This is a genomic window from Nitratiruptor sp. YY08-26 (genome assembly GCF_016593215.1).
Classification (GTDB): Bacteria; Campylobacterota; Campylobacteria; order Campylobacterales; family Nitratiruptoraceae; genus Nitratiruptor; species Nitratiruptor tergarcus.
Window position 1 is genome coordinate 1108194 of the sequence record NZ_AP023063.1, and the last position, 21023, is coordinate 1129216.

A 21023-nucleotide genomic window follows, 5' to 3' on the forward strand; every position below is an offset into this window, starting at 1 on the left:
TATAGTTTGTAGTAATGCGTTAGTAGAACTAAAAAGAAGGAGGAGCGATACCGGTTTTGGTGTAGCGACATTTGCAAGGCGGAGGTTTTTTTATACGAGAGAGACGCAAAACTTTATGAGCCAAACATGCAAAGAAGAGATTGCAATAGCAAGGTTTCGAACCCTCTTCGCGCTCATTTTCGATAAATTGCTCTTCAATCGGCTCATCCGGTGGAGGCTCACTTTTTTTATCAAGTTTATGAAACATTACAAAATATCTGCAACGAACAGCCTCTTTTTGGAGTGTTACGGCATTGACAGTAGCTGTAATGGCAGTGAGCCGAAAATAGTTTTTTCCAAAACCTTTAGCGACCAAGCAGCCACCTCTCAAGGATTTTTTGTGCGGCAATAGAGTCTATTTTTCCGTCTTTTTTGTGTTTTATGACACCTTTTGTTGCTTCCTTCGCTTCATGGGAGGTAAACCCTTCATCCACAAATTCCACAACGCCATCAAAATCCAACAAAGAGACAAAATGGGCAATACGCCTTTGCATCTCCTCTTTTGAGCTGCCATCTGGTATGCCAACAATCAGCGTATCGATATTCCACTCTCGTAAAAAACTACTCACATCACAAGCAGCTTGATTTCTACTTTTTCGCAAAATTGGATTTTGAGGCAATACTATTTTGCCATCAAGACAGATTGCAGTACCTATTCGCTTCAGACCCACGTCAATTGCTGCAATCCTATTTGCCAAGGCAAAACTCCCCAAACATTTTATCAAGTAGTTCAGAGCTCTCCATCGGCCTTGTTATTGAGCCAATAGCGGTAATTGCTTCATTGATATGAAAAGCAAAAATCTCCAGCTCTCCCATCTCCAAAGGTATCTTTGCTGCATTAATTGCCTCAAGTGCCTTAGTTACAGTATCTATCTGTCGCCTTGAGACTAGCAAAATCTCTTCGGTATTTGCATAACTATCGAGAATTGTTTGGAGCTTTTTAATAAGCGGTGAAATATCTTGCTTGACACTTAGCTCTATTGGTTCAATATCTTCGATAGTTATCTCCTTACCAAGATCGATTTTATTCAAAATAACTATAATGTCTTTTTCATTTTTGTATCGTTGAATAAGATCAATAATTTTTTGATCTTCACTCTCAAGTGGCTTGCTTGCATCAAACATTGCTATGACAATATCACTCTCTTCAATTGCTTTGATACTACGCTCTACACCTATTCGCTCAATCGTATCTTGTGCCTCACGAATCCCAGCAGTATCTACAAAACGCACAAGATGCGAGCCAATTCTGACACTCTCTTCTATCGTGTCCCTTGTAGTGCCAGCAATATCACTCACAATAGCACGCTCATAATTCAAAAGGGCATTGAGCAAAGAGCTCTTGCCAGTATTTGGTTTGCCAATAATGGCAACTTTAAATCCTTCGATAAGCCCCTCTCGACGTTTACTTGATTCAAGTATTTTTGCAAGATTTTTGCTAATAGTTTCAAGTTGGTTTTGCATCTGCTCTTGCAAATCTACTGGTAGATCCTCTTCAGCATAATCGATATTGACTTCCACATAGGCAAGAATGCGTATGAGCTGCTCTCTCACCTCTTCTACGAAGCTAGCTAGCTCACCTTTAAGTTGACGTGCTAATATTTTTGCAGCATCTTCACTTTTAGCTTCAATAATTTTTGCAATCGCCTCAGCTTCGCTTAAATCTATTTTCCCATTTAAAAAGGCTCTTTTACTAAACTCTCCAGGCTCTGCAAGTCTTGCACCATGATGCAAAAGGGTTCTAAGAACCATATCGGCTACTATGATGCCACCATGACACTGAAACTCTACAATATCTTCGCCTGTGAAGCTATGAGGAGCTTTAAAATATATAACAATGGCTTGATCTATTATCTCATCTTGATAGTTATAAAGAGTACGCAGATGTGCAAAACGTGGTTTGAGTGCTTTTTTTGTTATTTTTTGTGCAATTGCGAGCGCCTCAGGACCACTGAGACGCACTATTGCAATGGATCCTACTCCATGAGCTGTTGCAATAGCAGCAATAGTATCAGTTTTTTCTAAATTCATTGACTATGATATATTTTTCACCATTTCTTTCACGAATTGCTACATATTTTTCAGGAAAAGCTTCACGAAGCTGACGCAAAGCTATCTGTATTAGCACACCATCGAGTGGTTTTGTCTGCCCTTTTCCCTCTTTTTTGATTCTTTCAATCACAGGTATGAGATAGTTGCGTATCATCTCTTCTTGCGTCTTTAAAAATTCAGCTATTTCTAACCGTATCTGCAAATTATATTTTGGATTTATCCAATTAAAAAGCATATAAGAAAGGGCTTTGTAGCGATATCCCTCTTTTCCTATAAGTAAAGCTGCATCTTCACCACTAAACTCGATGAGAAGTGTATCTTGACTATATGGCTTGACCTCTATTGGTTCTAGACCAAAACAGATATTTTTAAAAAGTTCATTGAGCTCAGATTGAACCTCTTGGGCTATTTGTTCAAGATCTTTTTTTTCTTTATAGAAATTATCAAAAATCTCTTCTTTTGGCTTTTCGATTTTTGGCAATACCTCTTCTACTTTTGGATGTTCAGACTCTGATTCACAACGAACGAGGATAATAGCATTTTTCTTTCCAATACCAAGAATCCCTTTTGAGGGATGCTGCAGTACTTTGATATCAAGATCGTTAATAGAGCAAGAGAGTTGCTCTGCTGCTTTCTTATATGCTTCTTCTAGTGTAGGTGCCTCAATTTTAATAGGATCTGACATATTTTATCCTTCTTTACTTACTTTGCTAAGCTTTTTAGCTTCAAAAATCTTATTTACAATGAGCTGCTGGATAATTGAGAGAATATTGTTTGTAAACCAGTAGAGCGTAAGTCCTGCTGGGAATGTCAAGAAAAAGAATGTAAAAACAATTGGTAAATAGGTAAAAAGTTTTTTCTGCATAGGATCAGTAATCGTAGTAGGTGTAAGTTTTTGATGAATAAACATTGTAATACCCATCAAAATTGGTAATACAAAATAGGGATCTTTTACACTCAAATCTGTAATCCATAAAATCCAAGGAGCACCTTTGAGCTCAATTGCATTAAGCAGTACTCTATAAATAGCAAAGAAAACTGGAATTTGCAATAGCATTGGCAAACATCCGCCCATAGGATTCGCCCCATGCTTTTTGTAAAGTTGCATCATATGGGCATTCATTTTTTGTGGATCACCTTTATATTTTTGCTGAATCTCTTTAATTTTTGGTGCAAGGTCTTTAAGCTTTTGCATAGAGAGCATTCCTTTGAGTGTCAAAGGAAAGAGAATAATACGAATAATGATAGTCAAAACAACAATCGCCCAACCCCAATTACCAACAAAATGATAGAGTGCAAGAAGTGCTTTAAACATCGGTTTTGCAATGAATGTAAAAAAGCCATACTCAATTACATCAGTAAGCTCTGGATTAATTGCCTTGAGTGTTTCGTACTCTTTTGGACCAAAATAACCATTTACTTGAAAATTACTTGAACCTTGAACAAAAAGAATAGGATTCTCTTCGCTATCTTTTGTTACAACAACATTGAGTCCGTTTTTCAAGTCATAGAAAAATGTTGTATAGTATCTATCAAAAGCTGCTGCAATTTTTGCTTTTTTAAAGACTTCAGTACCTTTTGCATCACCATCTTCTATGATAGTTATTGTATTGTCTGCTTCTTTTATTAAAGCTCCATGGAGTGTATACCCATCTACTCTCACATTTGGTCTGTATCCAGGTGAAATATAGTAGTCCTCATTTTTAGTTAAAGATATATTTGCGCTGTAGTGTCCGTCAGGATAGATAGTAATCTTTTTTATAACTTTCACTGTAGCAAGATCTTGCTTGAGTACAATTGTTGTTGGCTCTTTTAAAGAGATCTCTTTTGGCCCTTCATAGCTATATGGCGTTTTAAATGACTTTTCATTGAGTGATGCATCACTAAAACGTATCTCTAAAGGTTTTGGCAGCTTATTTTCATCGAAAAGTCTAATCTGTGCTCCAGATTCGTTTTTATATTTTTTCTCTTCCAGTATAACTTGAGAAACACGGCCTAAAGAGTCGATAAAGAGATCAAATTTTTGTGAAGTAATTTTTAGTAGCTGCTCATTCTTTGCGGTATGACCTTGAGAAGGAGCCTCCATTTTGTTGCTATCTGCTTGCACAGGTGCAGCAGTTTGAGATTTTGCAGGAGCTTCAATTTTTGTTGAAGTTTTATTGTTGTCAAGATTTTGCTTGAGATTTTGCGGCATAAAGAAATAATCGTATACGATAAACACTACTAAAGAGATAATTGTTGCAAGTAACACCCGTTGATTTGTACTCATATTCTCTAACATATACTACCTTTTAAAATTTTTTATGAGGAAATATTTAGAACCATTTTTTGGAACAAGCCAATATTTAACAGTGATTTTTTTATAAGAAGCATTGTTTATACTCTTTCGTACCGTGGGATAATCTATTCCACCAGAAAAGAGTTGATTACATCGAAGTATACGCAAAGTAGTATCAAAAAGAGCTTTAAAAATATTATCTTGCTCTATTTTCCATACTGCATATTCGGAGCATGTTGGATAGTATCTGCAGCTCCCATAGGAAAGGAGTGTAAATACCTTTTGGTACACTTTTAATAAGAAAAGAAGACTCTTTTTCACCATTTACGTCTCTTTATACGATTCAGGATATTTTGCATCACCTGATCTAGTCTTTTAAAATCTATTTCAAGTATCTTCTGCTTAGCAACAAAAACATATTCGCCAGTCGGAAACTGCTCAAAATTTTTTATAAAAAGAGCTTTGAGAACTCTTTTTGCTCTATTTCTTTTTACAGCTTTTCCTACTTTTTTGCTTGCAACAAATCCGACTTTTGTATTTTTATTGTGTAAATAAAAAAGAACAAAAAATGGAGTGTGAAAAACCACTCCTTTTTTATATACAACGTCAAACTCTCTTTTTGTTTTGAGAGTTTGCACTCCTTTTATACTGCCAATCTTTTTCTACCTTTTGCACGTCTTGCATTTATAACTTTTCTACCATTTTTACTTTTCATTCTCACTCTAAAACCGTGCGTTCTTTTTCTTCTCGTATTATGCGGTTGGTATGTTCTTTTCATTCGAATCCTTTAAGATAAAATTTTGGTGGTTAAGTTTACTAAAAAAGAGCTTAAATTCTTTTAAATGTCTTCCAATAAAACACCAATAATATCGCTCATTGTGATTATTCCATATAATTCATTATCATCTACAACTAAAACTCTTTTGATACTATGGCTTACCATCATTTTTGCAACATACCTCATCTCTAATTTTCTTGTCACACTAATAGCCGGAATTGTTGCTATATCGTAAACATTCAAAAGATCAATATCCCCCTCCTGAGCAACAATTGCTTGGAGAATATTTTTGAATGTCAAAAGTCCATAAGCACCATTAGGTGAATTTTTATCGACAATTACAGATTTAATATTATGCTTCTTCATTAGCTCAAGAGCTTTTCTCACCGAATCTAATTGATCTACAATTATTAGCTTTTCTTTTGGTGTCATAATCTCTTCGACTAACATTTGTTCTCCTTTTTAAAATCTAAAGAATCGTTTTAATTTCACTCTCAAACTTATGCAATTCTTCCTTATTAATTCCTACAACATGTTCTAAAGGAAGAGTAAAAATAATAGAACTATTTTCGGTATCTTCAACATTCAATTCATTTTTCAATGCTCGCAAAACTTTCAAAGAGAGTTTTCTTGGCAAAATAAAGAGTAAAATTGACATAGCTTCTTCCAGAGTGACTCCAAAAAAAATCTTTTTCTCTTTAAGCCCTATATTTTTGCCACTTATTATTGTCACAGCTCCAGCACCGGCATTTTTAGCAATCTCTACTCCCTTCTCTTCCATCTCATTTGGAATAATTGCAACAAGTGCTACAAATTTCATCAGTTTTCCTTTCTTTTAAATTCAGCATATATTCCATATCCCATAACGGTAATCATTGGAAAAAGCGAAGCAAATGCTATAAGCCCAAACCCATCAATTAAAGGATCTCTTCCTGGAATATTTTGTGCAAGACCTAAACCAAGAGCAGCTACCAATGGCACTGTAACAGTAGATGTTGTAACACCTCCGCTATCATACGCTATTGGAATAATATATTTTGGTGCAAAATATGTTAGGAGAATAACAACAATATATCCTACAATTATGTAGTAGTGTATCTCTCCACCTGTTACGATTCTATATGCTCCCAAAGCTATTCCAATTGCAACTCCTAAAGCTACAAAGACTCTTAGAAGTAAGGAGTTGATTCTATTTTCACTCACCTCTTGTGCTTTTATAGCTATAGCTAAGAGTGCAGGCTCAGCCATAGTTGTAGAAAAGCCGATTAAAAAAGCAAAGAGATATATCAAAAATATTTTTCCAGTAGAGGTAAGTTGAAATGCAAGTGTCTCACCTATTGGAAAAAGTCCAATCTCAAGTCCTAAGATAAAGGCATAGAGTCCAATGATAACTAAAAGTATCCCAAAAGATATTTTATACAAATGTGGTAGTGGTCTTTTAATAATTATGTATTGAAAAAAGAAAATTACACCTAAAATTGGCAAAATGTCTTTCACAACTGCGATTAAATCAAAGAATATCTTTTTTATATCAAAATGACTCTCTTCAACAACTTCTTGGGTTATAGCTTTTGCAATTGTGATTATCTCAGTATTTTGGGAGCCAAAGTGCGAAGCGATTATTCCATAAATTTGGACAAATATCATAGGCGTTAAAGAAGCAAAAGCGATAAGTCCAAATCCATCAATTACCGGATTTCTCCCTTTAATACTAGTAGCAAGTCCAATACCAAGAGCTGCAACTAGAGGGACGGTAACTGTAGAAGTTGTTACACCTCCACTATCGTATGCAAGCCCAACAATCTCTTTAGGCGCAAAAAAGGTAAGAAGTACGACCAATATATACCCTACAATAATATAGTATTGAATAGGATGACCAACAATAATTCTAAAAACTCCTAAAGCTATAGCAAAACCAACAGAAAGCGCCACTGTAAGCCTCAAAATAAATGCATCAATTTTTCCTTGACTAATAACTTCAGATTTTTGCGCTATAGCAATAAGGGCTGGCTCAGCAATCGTTGTTGAAAATCCAATCAAAAATGCAAAAAGCAAAAGCCAAAAGAGACTACCTTTTTTAGCAAACTCAATTGCAAGATTTTCACCGATAGGAAATATTCCAAGCTCCAAGCCTCGTATAAATACAGCTAGTCCAAAAGCAACTATGATAAGACCTATAACGATTGAGAGGGAGTTTTGAGGAACCTGTCCAATAATAAAAAATTGAAAAATTGCAACAACTACAACAATTGGCAAGAGATCTTGAAAAGAGTTTTTTAAATCTTGAAAAAATATACGAAGAATCTCCATACAAATTCCTCAGTTTATAAAAATAATATTATTTAGATTTTACATAGAAAGAGAGCTCTAAAGTGGAGTATTCAAGCTATAGAAGAGGTAAATTACTAAGATTGTTACAAATTAACAACCTACCAAAAGGTAGGCTGTTGTATTAGACTCTTTGTCCATTTACATAAACGACTACCTGATCGCCTTCGGCATCAAACTTGACACTATCGCCCTCTTGCACTTTATCTTCTAAGATAAGCTCAGCCAATGTATCTTCTACGATTTCATAAAGTGCTCGTTTGAGCGGTCTAGCACCATATACTGGATCAAACCCCGCTTTTGCTACAAGCTTTTTAGCACTCTCAGTTAGCTCGATCTTGATATCTCGCTCTTTAAGTTTTTCTTGAATTCTTGCAAACATGATATCTACAATTTTGACAATCTCTTGCTCACCAAGAGGATTGAATATCACGATATCATCAAGTCGGTTCAAGAATTCCGGTTTGAAATAGCGTTTCAATTCATCTTTGACCGCTTTTTCTCTATCTTCAGGATCTTTAAACTCCATAATCTTATCGCTAGCAATGTTACTTGTCATGATGATGATAGTGTTTCTAAAATCGACTGTCACACCTTTGTTATCAGTAAGGCGTCCATCATCAAGTACTTGCAACAAAATATTAAATACATCTGGATGCGCTTTTTCTATCTCGTCAAAAAGCACGACGCTATATGGTTTTCTACGTACCGCTTCAGTAAGCTGACCACCCTCTTCATATCCAACATATCCTGGAGGTGCACCAACAAGGCGGCTCACTGCATGTTTTTCCATATATTCACTCATGTCAATTCTAATAAGTGATTTTTCGGTATCAAACAAGAATCTTGCTAATGTTTTGGCAGTCTCTGTTTTACCAACCCCCGTTGGTCCTAAGAACATAAAGCTACCAATTGGTCTGTTGGTATCAGAAAGCCCTGCTTTGTTTCTTTTAATTGCTCTTGCCACCGCTTTAATGGCTGCATCTTGACCAACCACATATTTTTTAAGTTCATCTTCAACATGCAAGATTTTCTCTTTTTCGCTCTGGAGCATTTTAGTAACAGGAATACCTGTCCATTTGCTTACAATCTTGGCAATCATCTCTTCATCAACAGCGTTTTTTAGAAGCGTTCCAGCCTCTTGCATTCTATTCCACTGCTCATTGAGCTCTTCAAGCTTTTTCTGCAACTCTGGAATTTCGCCATACTCAATTTTTGCTGCTTTTTCAAAGTCACCTTCACGTTTCGCTTTTTCTGCATCTGCTTTTAAGCGCTCAATTTTTTCTTTGATTTCAGCTATCTCTTTGAATATTTTCTTTTCTGTTTCAAATTGCGCTTCAAGCTGTCGCTTTTTCTCTTCTAAGTCTGCTAGCTCTTTTTCAATTTCAGCAAGACGCTCTTCATTCTTCTTGCTCTCTTCCATCATGAGAGCCTCTTTTTCAACCAAAAGCTGCTGGATTTGGCGTTTAACTTTGCTAAGCTCAAACGGCTCAGATTCAATCTGCATTTTCAGTTCAGCCGCCGCTTCATCTATGAGGTCGATAGCCTTATCTGGCAAATATCTATCAGTTATATACCTGCTAGAAAGTTTTACTGCTGCCACAAGTGCACTATCAAGAATCTGTACATTGTGGTGCGCTTCAAGGCGTTCTCTAATACCACGTAAAATCTGCAACGCTTCATTGATGTTAGGCTCCTCGACTTTCACTGGTTGGAAACGTCTTTGAAGTGCTGCATCTTTTTCAAAATATTTTCTGTATTCTTTCAACGTAGTTGCACCGATTGTATGAAGCTCTCCTCGTGCAAGAGCTGGTTTGAGGATGTTTGCTGCATCCATACTTCCTTCACTGGCACCCGCTCCAACAATTGTATGGATCTCATCGATAAAAAGGATAATATTTCCAGCATTTTTTACCTCATCTACAACAGCTTTAAGTCTATCTTCAAACTCACCTCGATATTTTGCACCTGCTACAAGTGCAGTCATATCAAGAGCAATTACGCGTCTATTTTGTAGACTCAAAGGCACCTCTTTATTCACAATTCTTTGTGCTAATCCTTCAACGATAGCTGTCTTACCAACACCTGGCTCACCAAGCAAAATTGGGTTGTTTTTTGTTTTTCTAATCAAAATCTGCATAACTCTATGGATCTCTTCATCTCGACCAATAACTGGATCAAGTTCACCCTCTGCTGCTTTTTTTGTTAAATCTATCCCATATTTTTCAAGTGCTTCAAGTGTCTCTTCAGCAGTTTGTGATTCTATTTTTTTACCACCTCGCATAGCCTCAAGAGTCTTTTTAAGCTCAAAGAGATCTACATATTTTCCAAGTACCTTTTTAAATACTGGATTGTCCATATTTGCTTCGATCCATGTATCGACTGCAAGGTACTGATCGCCATTGCGAACCATCAAACCTTCTGCTTTTTGCAAACTCTCAGCGAGATTTCGTGAGATTTTTATATTCTCTTTTGTGATGGATGATACTTTTGGCAGTCTATCAGCAGCACTCTTTGCTTCAAGCTCAATAGCAGCTTTGTCAACTCCCATTTTATTGAGGGCTTGATTGAGAATTGAGCTTGTATCTGTTAAAAGCGCCCATAACATATGAGCTACATCTACTTCAGGATTTTTATTATGTAGCGCTAGACTGACTGCACTATCTAACGTCTCTGTCATTTTGTGCGTTAGCTTCTCAAAAATATTGCTCATATTTTCTCCTTTTTAGTTTGTTTATATTATAATATCTTAGTCATTGGTTGTCAAATTTATTGATTTAGTAACCAAAATATTTCTAAAAAGAATCTTATCATAATAGTATAAAATTCTTTGATACTTTAGTAGCACTACAAAATGGTAACACCATAAAAGGATACTATATTTAGCCAATTTTTAGTATTTATTCCATATAATAATTGCTCTAAATAAATTATAAGAATGCGGGAGCAATAAAACATGAAAAAATCCCAACCCTTCATTATAGGTGCAGCCGCTGCGCTTATGATATCGAGTTCTCTTATCTTTGCTCGCAGCGACTACGATGCAAATATAACAGCAAAACTTCAAGCAATTGCAAAATTTACTAAAGTAGTCAATACTGTTGAAAAGTATTATGTAGATCCACTTACAATTGAAAAGATTATTGAAAAATCGATTGCTGGCCTTTTAAGTAATCTTGACGCACATTCAGCCTATCTTGATAAAAAACATTTTAAAGAGTTGCAAATCCAGACATCTGGAGAGTTTGGAGGACTTGGTATAACAGTCGGAATGCGTGATGGTGCACTAACAGTTATAGCTCCTTTAGAAGGAACACCTGCAGATAAAGCAGGGCTCAAAGCAGGTGATATAATTCTCAAAATAAATGATAAGTCAACTCTTGATATGACTCTTGATGAAGCAGTCAACCTTATGCGAGGAAAGCCTGGTACTAAAATCAAACTCACTATTTTTCGTAAAGGTGAAGCAAAGCCTTTTGTTGTTGAAATCACCCGTGATATTATCAAAGTCAAGTCTGTCTATGCAAAACGTATCCTCAAACCTGAATATCTCTACATCCGTATAACCAACTTTGATAAAAAGGTTGTAAAAGATGTACAAAAGATACTCAAGCAAAATAAAAATAATAAAGGCATTGTTATAGATTTGCGTAATAATCCAGGAGGGCTTCTCGATCAGGCTGTAGGGTTATGCGATCTTTTTATCGATAAGGGAATAATCGTCTCCCAAAAAGGAAGAGTAAAAAGTGAAAACAGAGTTTATACTGCTCATAGCACAGGTACTATCAAAAACATACCTTTAGTAGTTCTTGTTAATGGTGGAAGTGCAAGTGCAAGTGAGATTGTAAGTGGTGCATTACAAGATCATCACAGAGCCGTAATAGTTGGTGAGAAAACATTCGGGAAAGGTAGTGTACAAGTCATTTTGCCAATAGATAAAGATGAAGCTATTAAACTTACAATTGCACGCTACTACTTGCCAAGTGGACGTACTATCCAGGCAAAGGGCATTACGCCTGACATTATTGCTTATCCAGGAAAAGTACAAAAAAAAGAGGATGAGTTTGCTATCAAAGAGGCTGAACTCAAAGCGCATCTCAAAAGTGAACTTGAAAAAATTGATGGGAAAAAGCCTAAGAGTAAAAAAGAGAATAAAAAAGATAAGAATATCATAGATGAAGAAAAACTCTATAATGACGCACAGCTCAAAGAGGCTTTCGATATTCTCAAAGCATTAATAATTGCAAAGGAGTCTAAGTGAAAAAACGTGAACTACTTTATGAAGGTAAAGCCAAAAAAATTTATAAAACCAATGATGAAAATCTCTTCATTGCAGAATTCAAAGACGATCTCACTGCCTTTGATGCCCAAAAAAGAAGCCAAGCACAAGGAAAAGGTGCACTTAATTGTCAAATAAGCGCACATCTTTTTAAGCTCCTAGAAAATCATGGTATTAAAACGCATTTTGTTGAATGTATCAGCGATCATGAAATGGTTATTAAAAAAGCAGATATGATTATGATTGAAGTTGTTGTAAGAAACATTGCAACTGGCTCTTTGACAAAACGGTTAGGCATACCTGACGGGACTGTGCTGCCTTTTGCACTGGTAGAATTTTATTATAAAAATGATGAACTCCACGATCCTTTAATTAACGATGAACATGCTTTGATTTTGGAGCTTGTAGATCATGAAAGCGAACTTGAAGAGCTCAAGCGTCTTGGACGAGAAATCAATGTAGTACTCAAAAGCTTTTTTGACAAAGCCAACCTCAATTTAGTAGACTTCAAAGTAGAATTTGGCAAAGATAGTGAAGGCAATATTATTCTTGCCGATGAAATTAGCCCTGATAGCTGTAGATTTTGGGATAAAACGAGTGGAGAGAAACTTGATAAAGATCTTTTTCGCCACGATTTAGGTGACGTAAAAGTAGCATACGAAGAAGTACTCAATAGAATTCAAAAGGTAATGTCATGAAGGCTATAGTCAATATTCATCTCAAAGAGGGTGTTCTCGATCCTCAGGGAAAAGCGGTCAAACATGCATTAGGATCTCTAGGATTTCAAGATGTAGAAGATGTAAGAGTTGGTAAGCAGATAATTCTTACTCTCAAAGATGGTCTTTCTGCAGACGAGGCAAAAAAAGAGGTAGAAGAGATGTGTGAAAAACTTCTTGCCAATACTGTTATAGAAGATTATACGATAGAGATAGTACAATGAAAGTAGCGATTATCAGATTTCCGGGAACAAACTGCGAATTTGATACAGAGTATGCGTTTAATATCATTGGAGCAAAAACAACAATAGTCTGGCATAAAGATCAAACACTTCCTAAAGATATAGATCTTGTAGTTCTTCCTGGTGGATTTAGCTATGGAGACTATCTCAGAAGTGGCGCAATAGCAAGGTTTAGTCCAATCATGCAAGCTGTACAAGAGTTTGCCAAAAAAGGTGGCTATGTATTGGGTATATGTAATGGCTTCCAAATTCTCTTAGAATCCCATCTGCTTCCTGGAGCCATGAAGCGTAATGAAAATCTTCACTTTGTCTCCAAGTTTCAATATATTAAAGTACTTTCTAACAATAATAAATTTCTCTCATTACTGGAAAATGGAGAGATTCTCAATATTCCTATCGCGCATGCGGAAGGAAACTATTATGTTCAAGAAGAGATACTTAAAAGTATGTATGATAACGATCAAGTGATTTTACAATATTGCGACAAAAATGGGGAGTATGATAATCCAAACGGAAGTGTTGATGCTATAGCTGGTATATGCAATAAAGAAAAAAATGTTTTTGGACTCATGCCTCATCCAGAGAGAGCCTGTGAGAAGATTCTTGGTAGTGAAGATGGAATAATGATGATTAAAGGATTTATGTATTAGAGTACTTGTCTATTTTCTCGTTATCTCTTCTACAACAATCATGTTATATGCTTCGGCTATTCTAGCCGAATGGCATAAAATCCCTCAGACAGTTTTTTTGCGCCAAATAGTCCCTGTAACTATCCGCTATCTTAATTCCGATGCAGAAAATAATGTTTCATTTACTTTTATAAATGAGCAAAATGTCTCTTTGCGCGCCATGCAAGAGTCTTTGATTCAAGATGAACTTTATCACTACAAAACACTCTATTTTAAAATTCTTGGTATGCACGCTAAACTTCCCGATATTATCCTTACAACACAAAACTATACTGCCACATTGCAAGGTCTGCCTTTACAAGTAAATAATCTTAACTATCCTCGCGATTTTTGCAATGTGCTGGCTAAAAATCTTCACATAACTCAACACAAAAGTGTGCAATTTAACCAACATGTTAATCTTGTTGTCATGAAACTTGAAGGCAATATGAGTAATTTGGAAGATTTTGCTATCCCTTATGCACAAAAAGGTGAAATTAAAGAGATCAATAAAAGCTTTCCTGTTGCACAAATCATATATTATGCATTTATACCTGCAGATATCAATGAGCTAAAAATGAGCTATTTCAATACAGACAAAAGAGAGTTTCAAAAGCTCTCTTTTCCTATCAAAGTAAAAGATGAAATTGTCAGTACACAATCAGACATTAATCCTGCTGAAGATAAGAACAAAACACTTAAAATAACTATTTTTGTTACACTGGGAGTAGTATTACTTTTGCTAGCTTTTTGGCTACGTTCGATTTTCAATGCTCTCTTAGCACTACTTGCATTTTTTTATGCTGGATATCTCTCTATGCCAATGCAAAGGGTCTGCTTAAAAGAAAATAGCAAAATCTATATACTCCCTACAAAAAATAGCACAATTTTTCGCATCAATCACCATCGACAAAAATATATCAAACTCAACGAAGTATCCGGCTATGTAAAAATAGAGTTAGAAAACAATAAAGTAGGATGGGTAAAATATGAAGATCTTTGCCAAAATTAGAGGTATTTATGCAGCACTTGTAATATTAATTATGGTAACTCTTAACATCTTGGCATTTTTACTTTTTCCCAAAAACCATTACAAAAAACTCAAAACACTCTTCACCCTTGCAATCTTACAACTCCTTGGTATCAAAGTAGTAACAGAAGGCAAACCAGATCCTACAGTAAAAATGATTATTATGAACCACTCAAGCCTCATTGATATTCCAGTAATCGAAGCAACATTTCCTTATGATATGGTATGGATTGCTAAAAAAGAGCTTTTTGATACTCCATTTTTTGGCCTTTTACTCAAACTTCCTGAAAATATTCGCCTTGATAGAGAAGATCGTAAATCTCTCGTTCATCTTCTCAAAGAATCAAAAACTAAAAGTCAAAATAAAATAATTGCTATCTTTCCTGAAGGTACACGTGCTAGAGGAGACAGGCTATTGTCATTCAAACCGGGAGCAAAGATCATTGCTGAAAAACTCCATCTCAAAGTGCAACCTGTCGTCATCGTTTGCGCAAGGGCAAGATTTGATAGCAAGAATCTTGAACTCAATCCTGGCATTATCAAAGTAAAATATTTACCAAGCTTCACACCGGATCCTCAAACTGACTGGCTGAGAGATCTGCGCAGCAAAATGCAAGAGATAATAGATAGTGAGCGTGCTACTCTTTGCCCAACGCAATAATACGATCACTACACCACTGAGCAAGCGCCAAATCGTGTGTAATGAGTAAAATCCCTACTCTATCAAGATAGCGCAGTAGCAGCTTCATCACTTTAAGACTTGTGATATTATCCAAGGCACTTGTAGGCTCATCTGCTAAGATGAGTTTTGGCTTCATCATCATAGCACGGAGTATTGAGCAGCGCTGCAGTTGCCCACCAGAGAGTTCATGAGGAAGCTTATATAAAAGCTTTGGATCGATATCCATTTGTAAAGATAGCTCTTCAATGCCACTGATATCACAAACATCAGAAATTTGATCTACTATTTTATACGTAGGATGAAAAGAGGTATAGGGATCTTGAAAAATTACACTAAAAGATTCCTTTTTAATCGTTCCACTCATTGGCTTTAAAAAACCTGCAATCAATTCAAAAAGTGTACTTTTTCCTATACCACTCGGTCCTACAATAGAGACTATCTCTCCCTTTTTCACCTCCAAAGAGAAATCTTGAAAGAGAAGTTTTTCTTGGGAATAACCAAAGGTGAGATGCTCTATTTTTAAAACACTCATGCTTTTTTTACAAATTCGCTTTTAAGCTTCATAGCTCCAAATCCGGGAACTTTACAATCAATATTATGATCTCCTTCACAAAGACGTATATTTTTGACTTTCGTTCCCCCTTTAATAGATCCACTTGCACCTTTGACTTTGAGATCTTTAATCACAATTACATCATCACCATCTTGTAAAATATTTCCGTGGGCATCTTTAACTATAAGTCCTTCTTCTTTTTTCTCAATATCCTCTTTTGTGAACTCATATCCACACTCTGGGCATATAAGCAGTTCTCCATCTTCATAGACATATTCACTACCACATTTTGGACATTTTGGTAAACTCATAATTCTCCTTTTTTGATGTAATTATACTTCAAAAGCAAAGAAAAATCTCTTTTTATTGCAAAGGTTTCAAAGAAAATCGAAAAACAGATCCTTTACCGTATTCGCTCACAATCTCCAGCTTTGTATGATGGAGCTGTAAAATATACTCCGTAATATAAAGCCCAAGTCCCATGGAGTTATCCCAACTTTGACGCACTCTGTAAAACTTTTTGGTAAGTTTCTTTATCTCCTTTTCCTTTATCCCAATTCCCCTGTCTATAACCTCCAAATAATCATCTTTGATACGCACCACAACCGCAAGCTCAGAATATTTCAAAGCGTTATCCAAAAGATTAAAAAGCACAGTTTCTATCATTTGCCTGTCTGCATAAACCATAAAAGGCTTGCATGCTATCTGAATTTCTCTATTTTTATAGCGCTGATGGATAAATTCAACCACCTTTTGCAAAGCTTCACACATATCAAAACGCTCTTTATGGGGCTGCAAAGAACCGCTTTCAAACTTCATAGCAAGAGCTAATCTATCAATCATATAGCTAATTTTCTGGCTTGCATTGTAGATCTTTTCAATAAATCTCTTTTGCAGTTTCTGCGGAACCTCCTCTTCCAAAAGAGTCTGAGCATATCCATCTATAACGGCAACGGGATTTTTAAACTCATGACTGATAGCGCTGATAAGTTCTGTTCGCTGTCTGGAGATCTGCTTGATTTTTTGCGTATAGCGCTCCTTTTTTGCTTCCCTTTTTTGAAGCCTCTTTGCAAGCTTTTGTAGATGCTTTGATAAAAGCTCAAACTCTTTGGCAAAAGAGACTTTTAAACTCTTTTCATACTCTTTGTGCCACAGAGCATCTACATAGTCTAAAATCTTTTGCACTTCAGCTTTAATTTTTTTGCTTAAAAAGAATGAAACCAACAAAGCTATAAATATAAAAAGGGCAAATATCGCCATAAAACGGATCCAAAGAGCTAAAAAATGCTCATTAATCTCTTGGAGCGGTTTAGCAAGACGCAAAAACTTTCCATTACCAAGCCTCTTGGCTACATACAAAAAGTCTTGGTGCAAAGTAGCTGAATACCTTACGCTCCTTCCCCACCCCTTTTTCATTGCCTCTTTGATTTCGGGGCGGTAAAGATGATTTTCCATACCCTGTGGATCAAAACGGCTCTCTGCAAGTACTTTGCCGCTGCTATCAATGAGAGTAACCCTTGCATGTACTTTTTTATCAATCTTTTTAACATCTATCTTTTCATCTAAAATTTTTAGAATAGTTTTAAGCTCATTTGTAAAGTTATCAATCTCTATCTGACAGATTCCATAGTAGCTAAAAAGACTTACCAAAATAAATAAAACGCCCAAAAGTGCCAAAAGATGGGAAAAAAAGATCTGATGAAGTCTTAGCATAGCTTATACCCAACTCCCCGTACCGCTTCGATGTAGTTTTTCTCTTTTTTTGGATCAATCTTTTCTTTAAGACGCTTGATTGCTACATTGACACTGCGCTCTTGTTTAATATCCCTCCAAACATGCTCCAAGAGATAATCTCTGCTGAGTACCTGACCTCTATTTTTTAAAAACACACTCAAAAGCTCAAATTCAAGTTTTGTCAGCTGCACCTCTTTGCCTTCAATAAAACATTTGTGCGAAGAAGGATGAAGCTCAATATCTCTATATTTCAAACTAGAAGCAAAGAGATCCGGACGGCTTCTACGAAGGACTGCTTGGATTCTTAGCAAAAGCTCATTAAAATTAAAAGGTTTTGTAATATAATCATCTCCTCCACGCATAAATCCCATCTCAATATCACTCTCACTATCTTTTGCCGTAAGGAAAATAACGGGGATGTCATATCCTTTATTGCGAAGATTTTTTACAAACTCGCTCCCCTCAACTCCCGGTAAATTTCTATCAACTAGCATCAAGGCTACATCTTCCTCTTCCAAAAAGTGCTCTACATTTTTTGTAGATAAAAACCCCTCTACTTCATATTCTTTAGAAAGACGAAACTCTAAAAGCTCTAGCAGATCTTCTTTGTCTTCAATAACGACAATTAAAGGTTTTGCCACTAAAAGCTCTCCAATTTTCCGCCCTTTTTGGCAAACAGCAGCAGTTTTGCAATTTCAACGGCTCTGTCTGCCGTGCGCTCAATTTTTCTTGCGGTAGATAGCACATTGAGATAATCTGCAATTTTCTTACTATCTTCACAAAGATCTGAGAGAAGCTCTTTTTCAAAAAGCTTAAATATTTCATCCGTTTTACTCTCTTCTACCATCGTTTTGCGATAAAGCTCCTCCCCATCTTCGCTTTCAATAATATCTAATGCAAACTCTATTGCCTTAATAGCAGTCTCATGCAGTTGAATAACATACTCATCGAGTTTTGAAAAATCGATTTTCTTTGCAATATGGCGCTTCATCGTTTTGGCATAAGTTTTGGCATAATCGCCAATTCGTACAATTTCATTAGTGAGTTTGATATAAGCAATTAGCTCTCTTAATTCACTCGCCTCCGGACCAAAAAGAGCAATGATTTTTACTACATCATTATCTATATCTCTTGCCTCTTCATCCATTGTTTTCACTAACTCAATAACTGCTTCAAACTCATCCAAATCTTTATTTTTAAAAGCACTGAGTGCTACTTTGTGGGCTGCTACAATCTTTTTTGTAGCATCTTGAACCACACTGTTGAGTCTTTTTACCCTTTGCTGATAGGTAGTAAGCATCCGTTTTACCCTCATTCTAATTTTTTAGGCATTATAATGCACAATTGTAACAAAACAGTTACACCTTGTAACCAATTTGTCATTTTTACTTTTTATACTTTCAATGTCAAAACCAAAAGGGAGAATGAATGAGAAGCATTGCAATAACAGCTCTTGCAGCAGCGGCAATCGCTACAAGCAGCTTTGCTGAACGTATTAACGGAGCAGGTGCCACGTTTCCAGCTCCACTTTACTATGCATGGGCATATAATTACTATAAGATAACTGGAAATCAAATAAATTATCAATCTATCGGAAGTGGAGGTGGCATTAAACAAATTAGTGCCAGAATTGTTGATTTTGGAGCTAGCGATAAGCCTCTCAAGCCAAAACAGCTTGATAAAAAAAGACTCTACCAATTTCCGGCTGTCATTGGAAGTATTGTAGTAGCTTATAATGTTCCAAATATTCCAGACAATCTTAAACTTGAAAACAAAGATGTCGCAAACATTTTTCTTGGCAAAATAAAATATTGGGATGATAAAGCAATTGCCGAAAATAATCCAGGTGTGAAACTTCCTCATAAAAAAATCGTTGTTATTCATAGAAGCGATGGCAGTGGAACAACATTTAACTTCACCTACTATCTAACGCATGTAAGCAAAGATTGGGCAAGCAATGCAGGAACAGGAAAAGCGGTTGATTGGCCTGTGGGACTTGGAGGCAAAGGAAATGAGGGAGTATCAAACCTTTTAAAACAAACCCCTTACAGTATCGGCTATATAGAGTATGCCTACAAAAAACAGAACAATTTCAAAGCTGCCACTTTGCAAACAGCAAGCGGCAAATGGGTAGCACCGACTGAAAAAAATTTCCAAGCAGCAGCTTCTCATGCAAAATGGAGTCCAAAAAACCACTTTTACCAAGTCTTGGCACTTCAGCCAGGTATTAACAGCTATCCAATAGTAGCTGGGACTTTCATTCTACTTCCACGGGAAAAAACTGCAACAAACAAAAAAGTAACAGCTTTCTTTGACTGGGCTTTTAGAAACGCAGATGAAGATGCAAAAAGATTGGGATATATTCCGCTTCCGGCATCCACAAAAGATATGGTCAGAAAATATTGGAAAATGCACAAAATTGCTCCCAAGAGCAAATAAAATATAAACTTGAATAAAAGGAAAAAATATGAAAAAAATAGCTTTGAGTTTATCGGCATTTGTAGCAACGTCTTTAATGGCTGGAACAATTACTCTTTATCAGGATAAAGACAGCGGTGCAATCTATACAAAACCTGGACCAAACAGAGTAAAGCTTGGCGATTTTATAAGTGTTCAAGATATGGCTAAGCAAAACCAAAAAATCCGCAATGAAATGACAAAAGAGATAAAGGGAACGAAAGTTTTTAGTAAGGTCCCAAAACTTAAAATTAACGGAGTCCATTACCTTGGATATCACTATACGGATTTCGATGATAAAAATAGAGCTGATAAGAGCACTTTTGAGACAAGAAGAAACTACTTGCAAGTAAAAGCCTACTGGAATAAGCACGCTTATGCAAGAATTACACTCGATACCCATCAACAAAATAATGGCGACTGGGTAGCAAGACTCAAATATGCATACCTCTATTTAAGCAACATTCTCCCCTTTACAGGCGTTGAATTTGGTCAGGTTCATAGACCTTGGATAGATTATGCTGAGCATCACGGATGGCTTTATAGAAGTATTTCCGAAACATTTGTCGAGACTCGCAATGCAGCACATGTAATTAATTCAGCTTCTCCTGGTATAAACTTTAAAACTAAAACAGACTACTTTACAAGCGAAATTGGACTATTCAATAACGGCGGATATCATAGCGTTAAAAGCGGAACTGGACAAAGCTTTGAGTGGCGCTTAACATATGAAGCTCTTGGAACTGGAAAAAAACACGTGCATGCAACAAGTGATGAGTGGCTCAATATCTCTTTTTTTGGACGCTATCTTACTGGGACAGATAACGGACAAAACAAAGATACCATTACAGGACTCCACGCTGTATATAATACTCCGATGTTTCTCATAGGTGGTTATTTGATGAAAGATGACAATAATGGCGGACCTCATGATGGAAAAGGTTGGAGCGTAAATGGAGAGTTTAGACCAATCCAAGATTGGAGCATTTTAGCCCGCTATGACCACTGGAAAGTAACTCCTGCAAGCAATATTGATTACACAAAGAAAAATATCATTGCGGGCGTGGCATATACTTATAATAAAAATGTGAAATTTATTGCAAATATTAATAAATATACTGATGATCAACCTAACAATAGCGACAAAATCGATTACCTCCTCACCGCTGAGGTACATTGGTAAGAGG

General features: G+C 36.2%; 25 protein-coding genes. 8 read left to right on the forward strand and 17 right to left on the reverse strand.

Going from position 1 to position 21023, the window contains the following annotated elements:
* Positions 1 to 28: 28 nt before the first annotated feature.
* From JG738_RS05950 to JG738_RS10585, 12 genes are all read right to left on the reverse strand, one after another.
* Complete coding sequence (locus JG738_RS05950) at positions 29 to 355, reverse strand: hypothetical protein (protein ID WP_201337019.1); 327 nt, start codon at positions 353 to 355, stop codon at positions 29 to 31.
* A complete protein-coding gene (gene ruvX / locus JG738_RS05955) occupies positions 345 to 737 on the reverse strand; it encodes a Holliday junction resolvase RuvX (protein ID WP_201337020.1) in 393 nt (130 codons plus the stop codon). The genes JG738_RS05950 and ruvX overlap by 11 nt, the downstream gene beginning before the upstream one ends.
* Complete coding sequence (gene mnmE / locus JG738_RS05960) at positions 727 to 2070, reverse strand: tRNA uridine-5-carboxymethylaminomethyl(34) synthesis GTPase MnmE (RefSeq protein WP_201337021.1); 1344 nt, start codon at positions 2068 to 2070, stop codon at positions 727 to 729. The genes ruvX and mnmE overlap by 11 nt, the downstream gene beginning before the upstream one ends.
* Complete coding sequence (locus JG738_RS05965) at positions 2051 to 2776, reverse strand: Jag N-terminal domain-containing protein (RefSeq protein ID WP_201337022.1); 726 nt, start codon at positions 2774 to 2776, stop codon at positions 2051 to 2053. Before JG738_RS05965 ends, mnmE begins: the two co-directional genes overlap by 20 nt.
* Before the next feature lie 3 nt (positions 2777 to 2779).
* On the reverse strand, positions 2780 to 4372 hold the full coding sequence (gene yidC / locus JG738_RS05970; RefSeq protein ID WP_201337023.1) for a membrane protein insertase YidC: 1593 nt from the start codon (positions 4370 to 4372) through the stop codon (positions 2780 to 2782).
* 3 nt (positions 4373 to 4375) lie between these two features.
* Positions 4376 to 4690: a membrane protein insertion efficiency factor YidD gene (yidD, locus tag JG738_RS05975; RefSeq protein WP_370583679.1), complete on the reverse strand. Its 315-nt coding sequence runs from the start codon at positions 4688 to 4690 to the stop codon at positions 4376 to 4378.
* Positions 4687 to 5007: a ribonuclease P protein component gene (rnpA, locus tag JG738_RS05980; RefSeq protein WP_201337025.1), complete on the reverse strand. Its 321-nt coding sequence runs from the start codon at positions 5005 to 5007 to the stop codon at positions 4687 to 4689. The genes yidD and rnpA overlap by 4 nt, the downstream gene beginning before the upstream one ends.
* A 5-nt stretch (positions 5008 to 5012) precedes the next feature.
* Entirely contained in the window at positions 5013 to 5147 is a 135-nt protein-coding gene (gene rpmH / locus JG738_RS05985) for a 50S ribosomal protein L34 (RefSeq protein WP_187648509.1), read from the reverse strand.
* Between the two features lie 60 nt (positions 5148 to 5207).
* Positions 5208 to 5597 (reverse strand): CBS domain-containing protein, encoded by a 390-nt coding sequence (locus tag JG738_RS05990; protein WP_084275953.1) that lies wholly within the window; start codon positions 5595 to 5597, stop codon positions 5208 to 5210.
* 19 nt (positions 5598 to 5616) lie between these two features.
* A complete protein-coding gene (locus JG738_RS05995; RefSeq protein WP_084275954.1) occupies positions 5617 to 5967 on the reverse strand; it encodes a transcriptional regulator in 351 nt (116 codons plus the stop codon).
* Positions 5967 to 7457, reverse strand: coding sequence for a DUF1538 domain-containing protein (locus JG738_RS06000; RefSeq protein WP_201337026.1), 1491 nt, complete (start codon positions 7455 to 7457; stop codon positions 5967 to 5969). Before JG738_RS06000 ends, JG738_RS05995 begins: the two co-directional genes overlap by 1 nt.
* Positions 7458 to 7599: 142 nt before the next feature.
* Positions 7600 to 10188, reverse strand: a complete 2589-nt coding sequence (locus tag JG738_RS10585; protein WP_201337027.1) for an ATP-dependent Clp protease ATP-binding subunit — start codon at positions 10186 to 10188, stop codon at positions 7600 to 7602.
* Between the two features lie 243 nt (positions 10189 to 10431).
* Between JG738_RS10585 and JG738_RS06010 the strand changes: the two genes are divergently transcribed.
* Genes JG738_RS06010 through JG738_RS06035 form a run of 6 tightly spaced genes read left to right on the forward strand, consistent with a single transcriptional unit; the run spans position 10432 to position 15071 of the window.
* A complete protein-coding gene (locus tag JG738_RS06010; RefSeq protein WP_201337028.1) occupies positions 10432 to 11736 on the forward strand; it encodes a S41 family peptidase in 1305 nt (434 codons plus the stop codon).
* Positions 11733 to 12452, forward strand: a complete 720-nt coding sequence (purC, locus tag JG738_RS06015; RefSeq protein WP_201337029.1) for a phosphoribosylaminoimidazolesuccinocarboxamide synthase — start codon at positions 11733 to 11735, stop codon at positions 12450 to 12452. The genes JG738_RS06010 and purC overlap by 4 nt, the downstream gene beginning before the upstream one ends.
* The gene (gene purS / locus JG738_RS06020; protein ID WP_201337030.1) at positions 12449 to 12694 is read left to right on the forward strand and encodes a phosphoribosylformylglycinamidine synthase subunit PurS; all 246 of its coding nucleotides are present in this window, start codon (positions 12449 to 12451) and stop codon (positions 12692 to 12694) included. Before purC ends, purS begins: the two co-directional genes overlap by 4 nt.
* Positions 12691 to 13362 (forward strand): phosphoribosylformylglycinamidine synthase I, encoded by a 672-nt coding sequence (gene purQ / locus JG738_RS06025; RefSeq protein WP_201337031.1) that lies wholly within the window; start codon positions 12691 to 12693, stop codon positions 13360 to 13362. The genes purS and purQ overlap by 4 nt, the downstream gene beginning before the upstream one ends.
* A gap of 40 nt (positions 13363 to 13402) precedes the next feature.
* Positions 13403 to 14392, forward strand: a complete 990-nt coding sequence (locus JG738_RS06030) for a hypothetical protein (protein ID WP_201337032.1) — start codon at positions 13403 to 13405, stop codon at positions 14390 to 14392.
* Complete coding sequence (locus JG738_RS06035; protein WP_201337033.1) at positions 14370 to 15071, forward strand: 1-acyl-sn-glycerol-3-phosphate acyltransferase; 702 nt, start codon at positions 14370 to 14372, stop codon at positions 15069 to 15071. The genes JG738_RS06030 and JG738_RS06035 overlap by 23 nt, the downstream gene beginning before the upstream one ends.
* Here the strand turns inward: JG738_RS06035 and JG738_RS06040 are convergent.
* Genes JG738_RS06040 through JG738_RS06060 form a run of 5 tightly spaced genes read right to left on the reverse strand, consistent with a single transcriptional unit; the run spans position 15049 to position 18679 of the window.
* Entirely contained in the window at positions 15049 to 15624 is a 576-nt protein-coding gene (locus JG738_RS06040) for an ABC transporter ATP-binding protein (protein WP_201337034.1), read from the reverse strand. The genes JG738_RS06035 and JG738_RS06040 overlap by 23 nt on opposite strands.
* Positions 15621 to 15956: a zinc ribbon domain-containing protein YjdM gene (locus JG738_RS06045; RefSeq protein ID WP_236583113.1), complete on the reverse strand. Its 336-nt coding sequence runs from the start codon at positions 15954 to 15956 to the stop codon at positions 15621 to 15623. Before JG738_RS06045 ends, JG738_RS06040 begins: the two co-directional genes overlap by 4 nt.
* Before the next feature lie 52 nt (positions 15957 to 16008).
* Entirely contained in the window at positions 16009 to 17358 is a 1350-nt protein-coding gene (locus tag JG738_RS06050) for an ATP-binding protein (RefSeq protein WP_201337035.1), read from the reverse strand.
* Positions 17352 to 18020: a response regulator transcription factor gene (locus JG738_RS06055; protein ID WP_201337036.1), complete on the reverse strand. Its 669-nt coding sequence runs from the start codon at positions 18018 to 18020 to the stop codon at positions 17352 to 17354. The genes JG738_RS06050 and JG738_RS06055 overlap by 7 nt, the downstream gene beginning before the upstream one ends.
* Complete coding sequence (locus JG738_RS06060) at positions 18020 to 18679, reverse strand: PhoU domain-containing protein (protein WP_201337037.1); 660 nt, start codon at positions 18677 to 18679, stop codon at positions 18020 to 18022. The genes JG738_RS06055 and JG738_RS06060 overlap by 1 nt, the downstream gene beginning before the upstream one ends.
* A gap of 128 nt (positions 18680 to 18807) precedes the next feature.
* Between JG738_RS06060 and pstS the strand changes: the two genes are divergently transcribed.
* Together pstS and JG738_RS06070 are read left to right on the forward strand one after the other, a co-directional pair.
* Positions 18808 to 19818 (forward strand): phosphate ABC transporter substrate-binding protein PstS, encoded by a 1011-nt coding sequence (pstS, locus tag JG738_RS06065; RefSeq protein ID WP_201337038.1) that lies wholly within the window; start codon positions 18808 to 18810, stop codon positions 19816 to 19818.
* Between the two features lie 28 nt (positions 19819 to 19846).
* Positions 19847 to 21019 (forward strand): hypothetical protein, encoded by a 1173-nt coding sequence (locus JG738_RS06070; protein WP_201337039.1) that lies wholly within the window; start codon positions 19847 to 19849, stop codon positions 21017 to 21019.
* The last annotated feature ends 4 nt before the right edge of the window (positions 21020 to 21023 follow it).

Bases quoted from the DNA above. Each gene is read 5' to 3' on its own strand.
- mnmE (WP_201337021.1), bottom strand. From the start codon at position 2,070: ATGAATTTAGAAAAAACTGATACTATTGCTGCTATTGCAACAGCTCAT.
- JG738_RS05965 (WP_201337022.1), bottom strand. From the start codon at position 2,776: ATGTCAGATCCTATTAAAATTGAGGCACCTACACTAGAAGAAGCATAT.
- yidC (WP_201337023.1), bottom strand. From the start codon at position 4,372: ATGTTAGAGAATATGAGTACAAATCAACGGGTGTTACTTGCAACAATT.
- rpmH (WP_187648509.1), bottom strand. From the start codon at position 5,147: ATGAAAAGAACATACCAACCGCATAATACGAGAAGAAAAAGAACGCAC.
- JG738_RS05990 (WP_084275953.1), bottom strand. From the start codon at position 5,597: ATGTTAGTCGAAGAGATTATGACACCAAAAGAAAAGCTAATAATTGTA.
- JG738_RS05995 (WP_084275954.1), bottom strand. From the start codon at position 5,967: ATGAAATTTGTAGCACTTGTTGCAATTATTCCAAATGAGATGGAAGAG.
- JG738_RS06000 (WP_201337026.1), bottom strand. From the start codon at position 7,457: ATGGAGATTCTTCGTATATTTTTTCAAGATTTAAAAAACTCTTTTCAA.
- JG738_RS10585 (WP_201337027.1), bottom strand. From the start codon at position 10,188: ATGAGCAATATTTTTGAGAAGCTAACGCACAAAATGACAGAGACGTTA.
- JG738_RS06010 (WP_201337028.1), top strand. From the start codon at position 10,432: ATGAAAAAATCCCAACCCTTCATTATAGGTGCAGCCGCTGCGCTTATG.
- purS (WP_201337030.1), top strand. From the start codon at position 12,449: ATGAAGGCTATAGTCAATATTCATCTCAAAGAGGGTGTTCTCGATCCT.
- purQ (WP_201337031.1), top strand. From the start codon at position 12,691: ATGAAAGTAGCGATTATCAGATTTCCGGGAACAAACTGCGAATTTGAT.
- JG738_RS06030 (WP_201337032.1), top strand. From the start codon at position 13,403: ATGTTATATGCTTCGGCTATTCTAGCCGAATGGCATAAAATCCCTCAG.
- JG738_RS06035 (WP_201337033.1), top strand. From the start codon at position 14,370: ATGAAGATCTTTGCCAAAATTAGAGGTATTTATGCAGCACTTGTAATA.
- JG738_RS06040 (WP_201337034.1), bottom strand. From the start codon at position 15,624: ATGAGTGTTTTAAAAATAGAGCATCTCACCTTTGGTTATTCCCAAGAA.
- JG738_RS06045 (WP_236583113.1), bottom strand. From the start codon at position 15,956: ATGAGTTTACCAAAATGTCCAAAATGTGGTAGTGAATATGTCTATGAA.
- JG738_RS06050 (WP_201337035.1), bottom strand. From the start codon at position 17,358: ATGCTAAGACTTCATCAGATCTTTTTTTCCCATCTTTTGGCACTTTTG.
- JG738_RS06060 (WP_201337037.1), bottom strand. From the start codon at position 18,679: ATGCTTACTACCTATCAGCAAAGGGTAAAAAGACTCAACAGTGTGGTT.
- pstS (WP_201337038.1), top strand. From the start codon at position 18,808: ATGAGAAGCATTGCAATAACAGCTCTTGCAGCAGCGGCAATCGCTACA.
- JG738_RS06070 (WP_201337039.1), top strand. From the start codon at position 19,847: ATGAAAAAAATAGCTTTGAGTTTATCGGCATTTGTAGCAACGTCTTTA.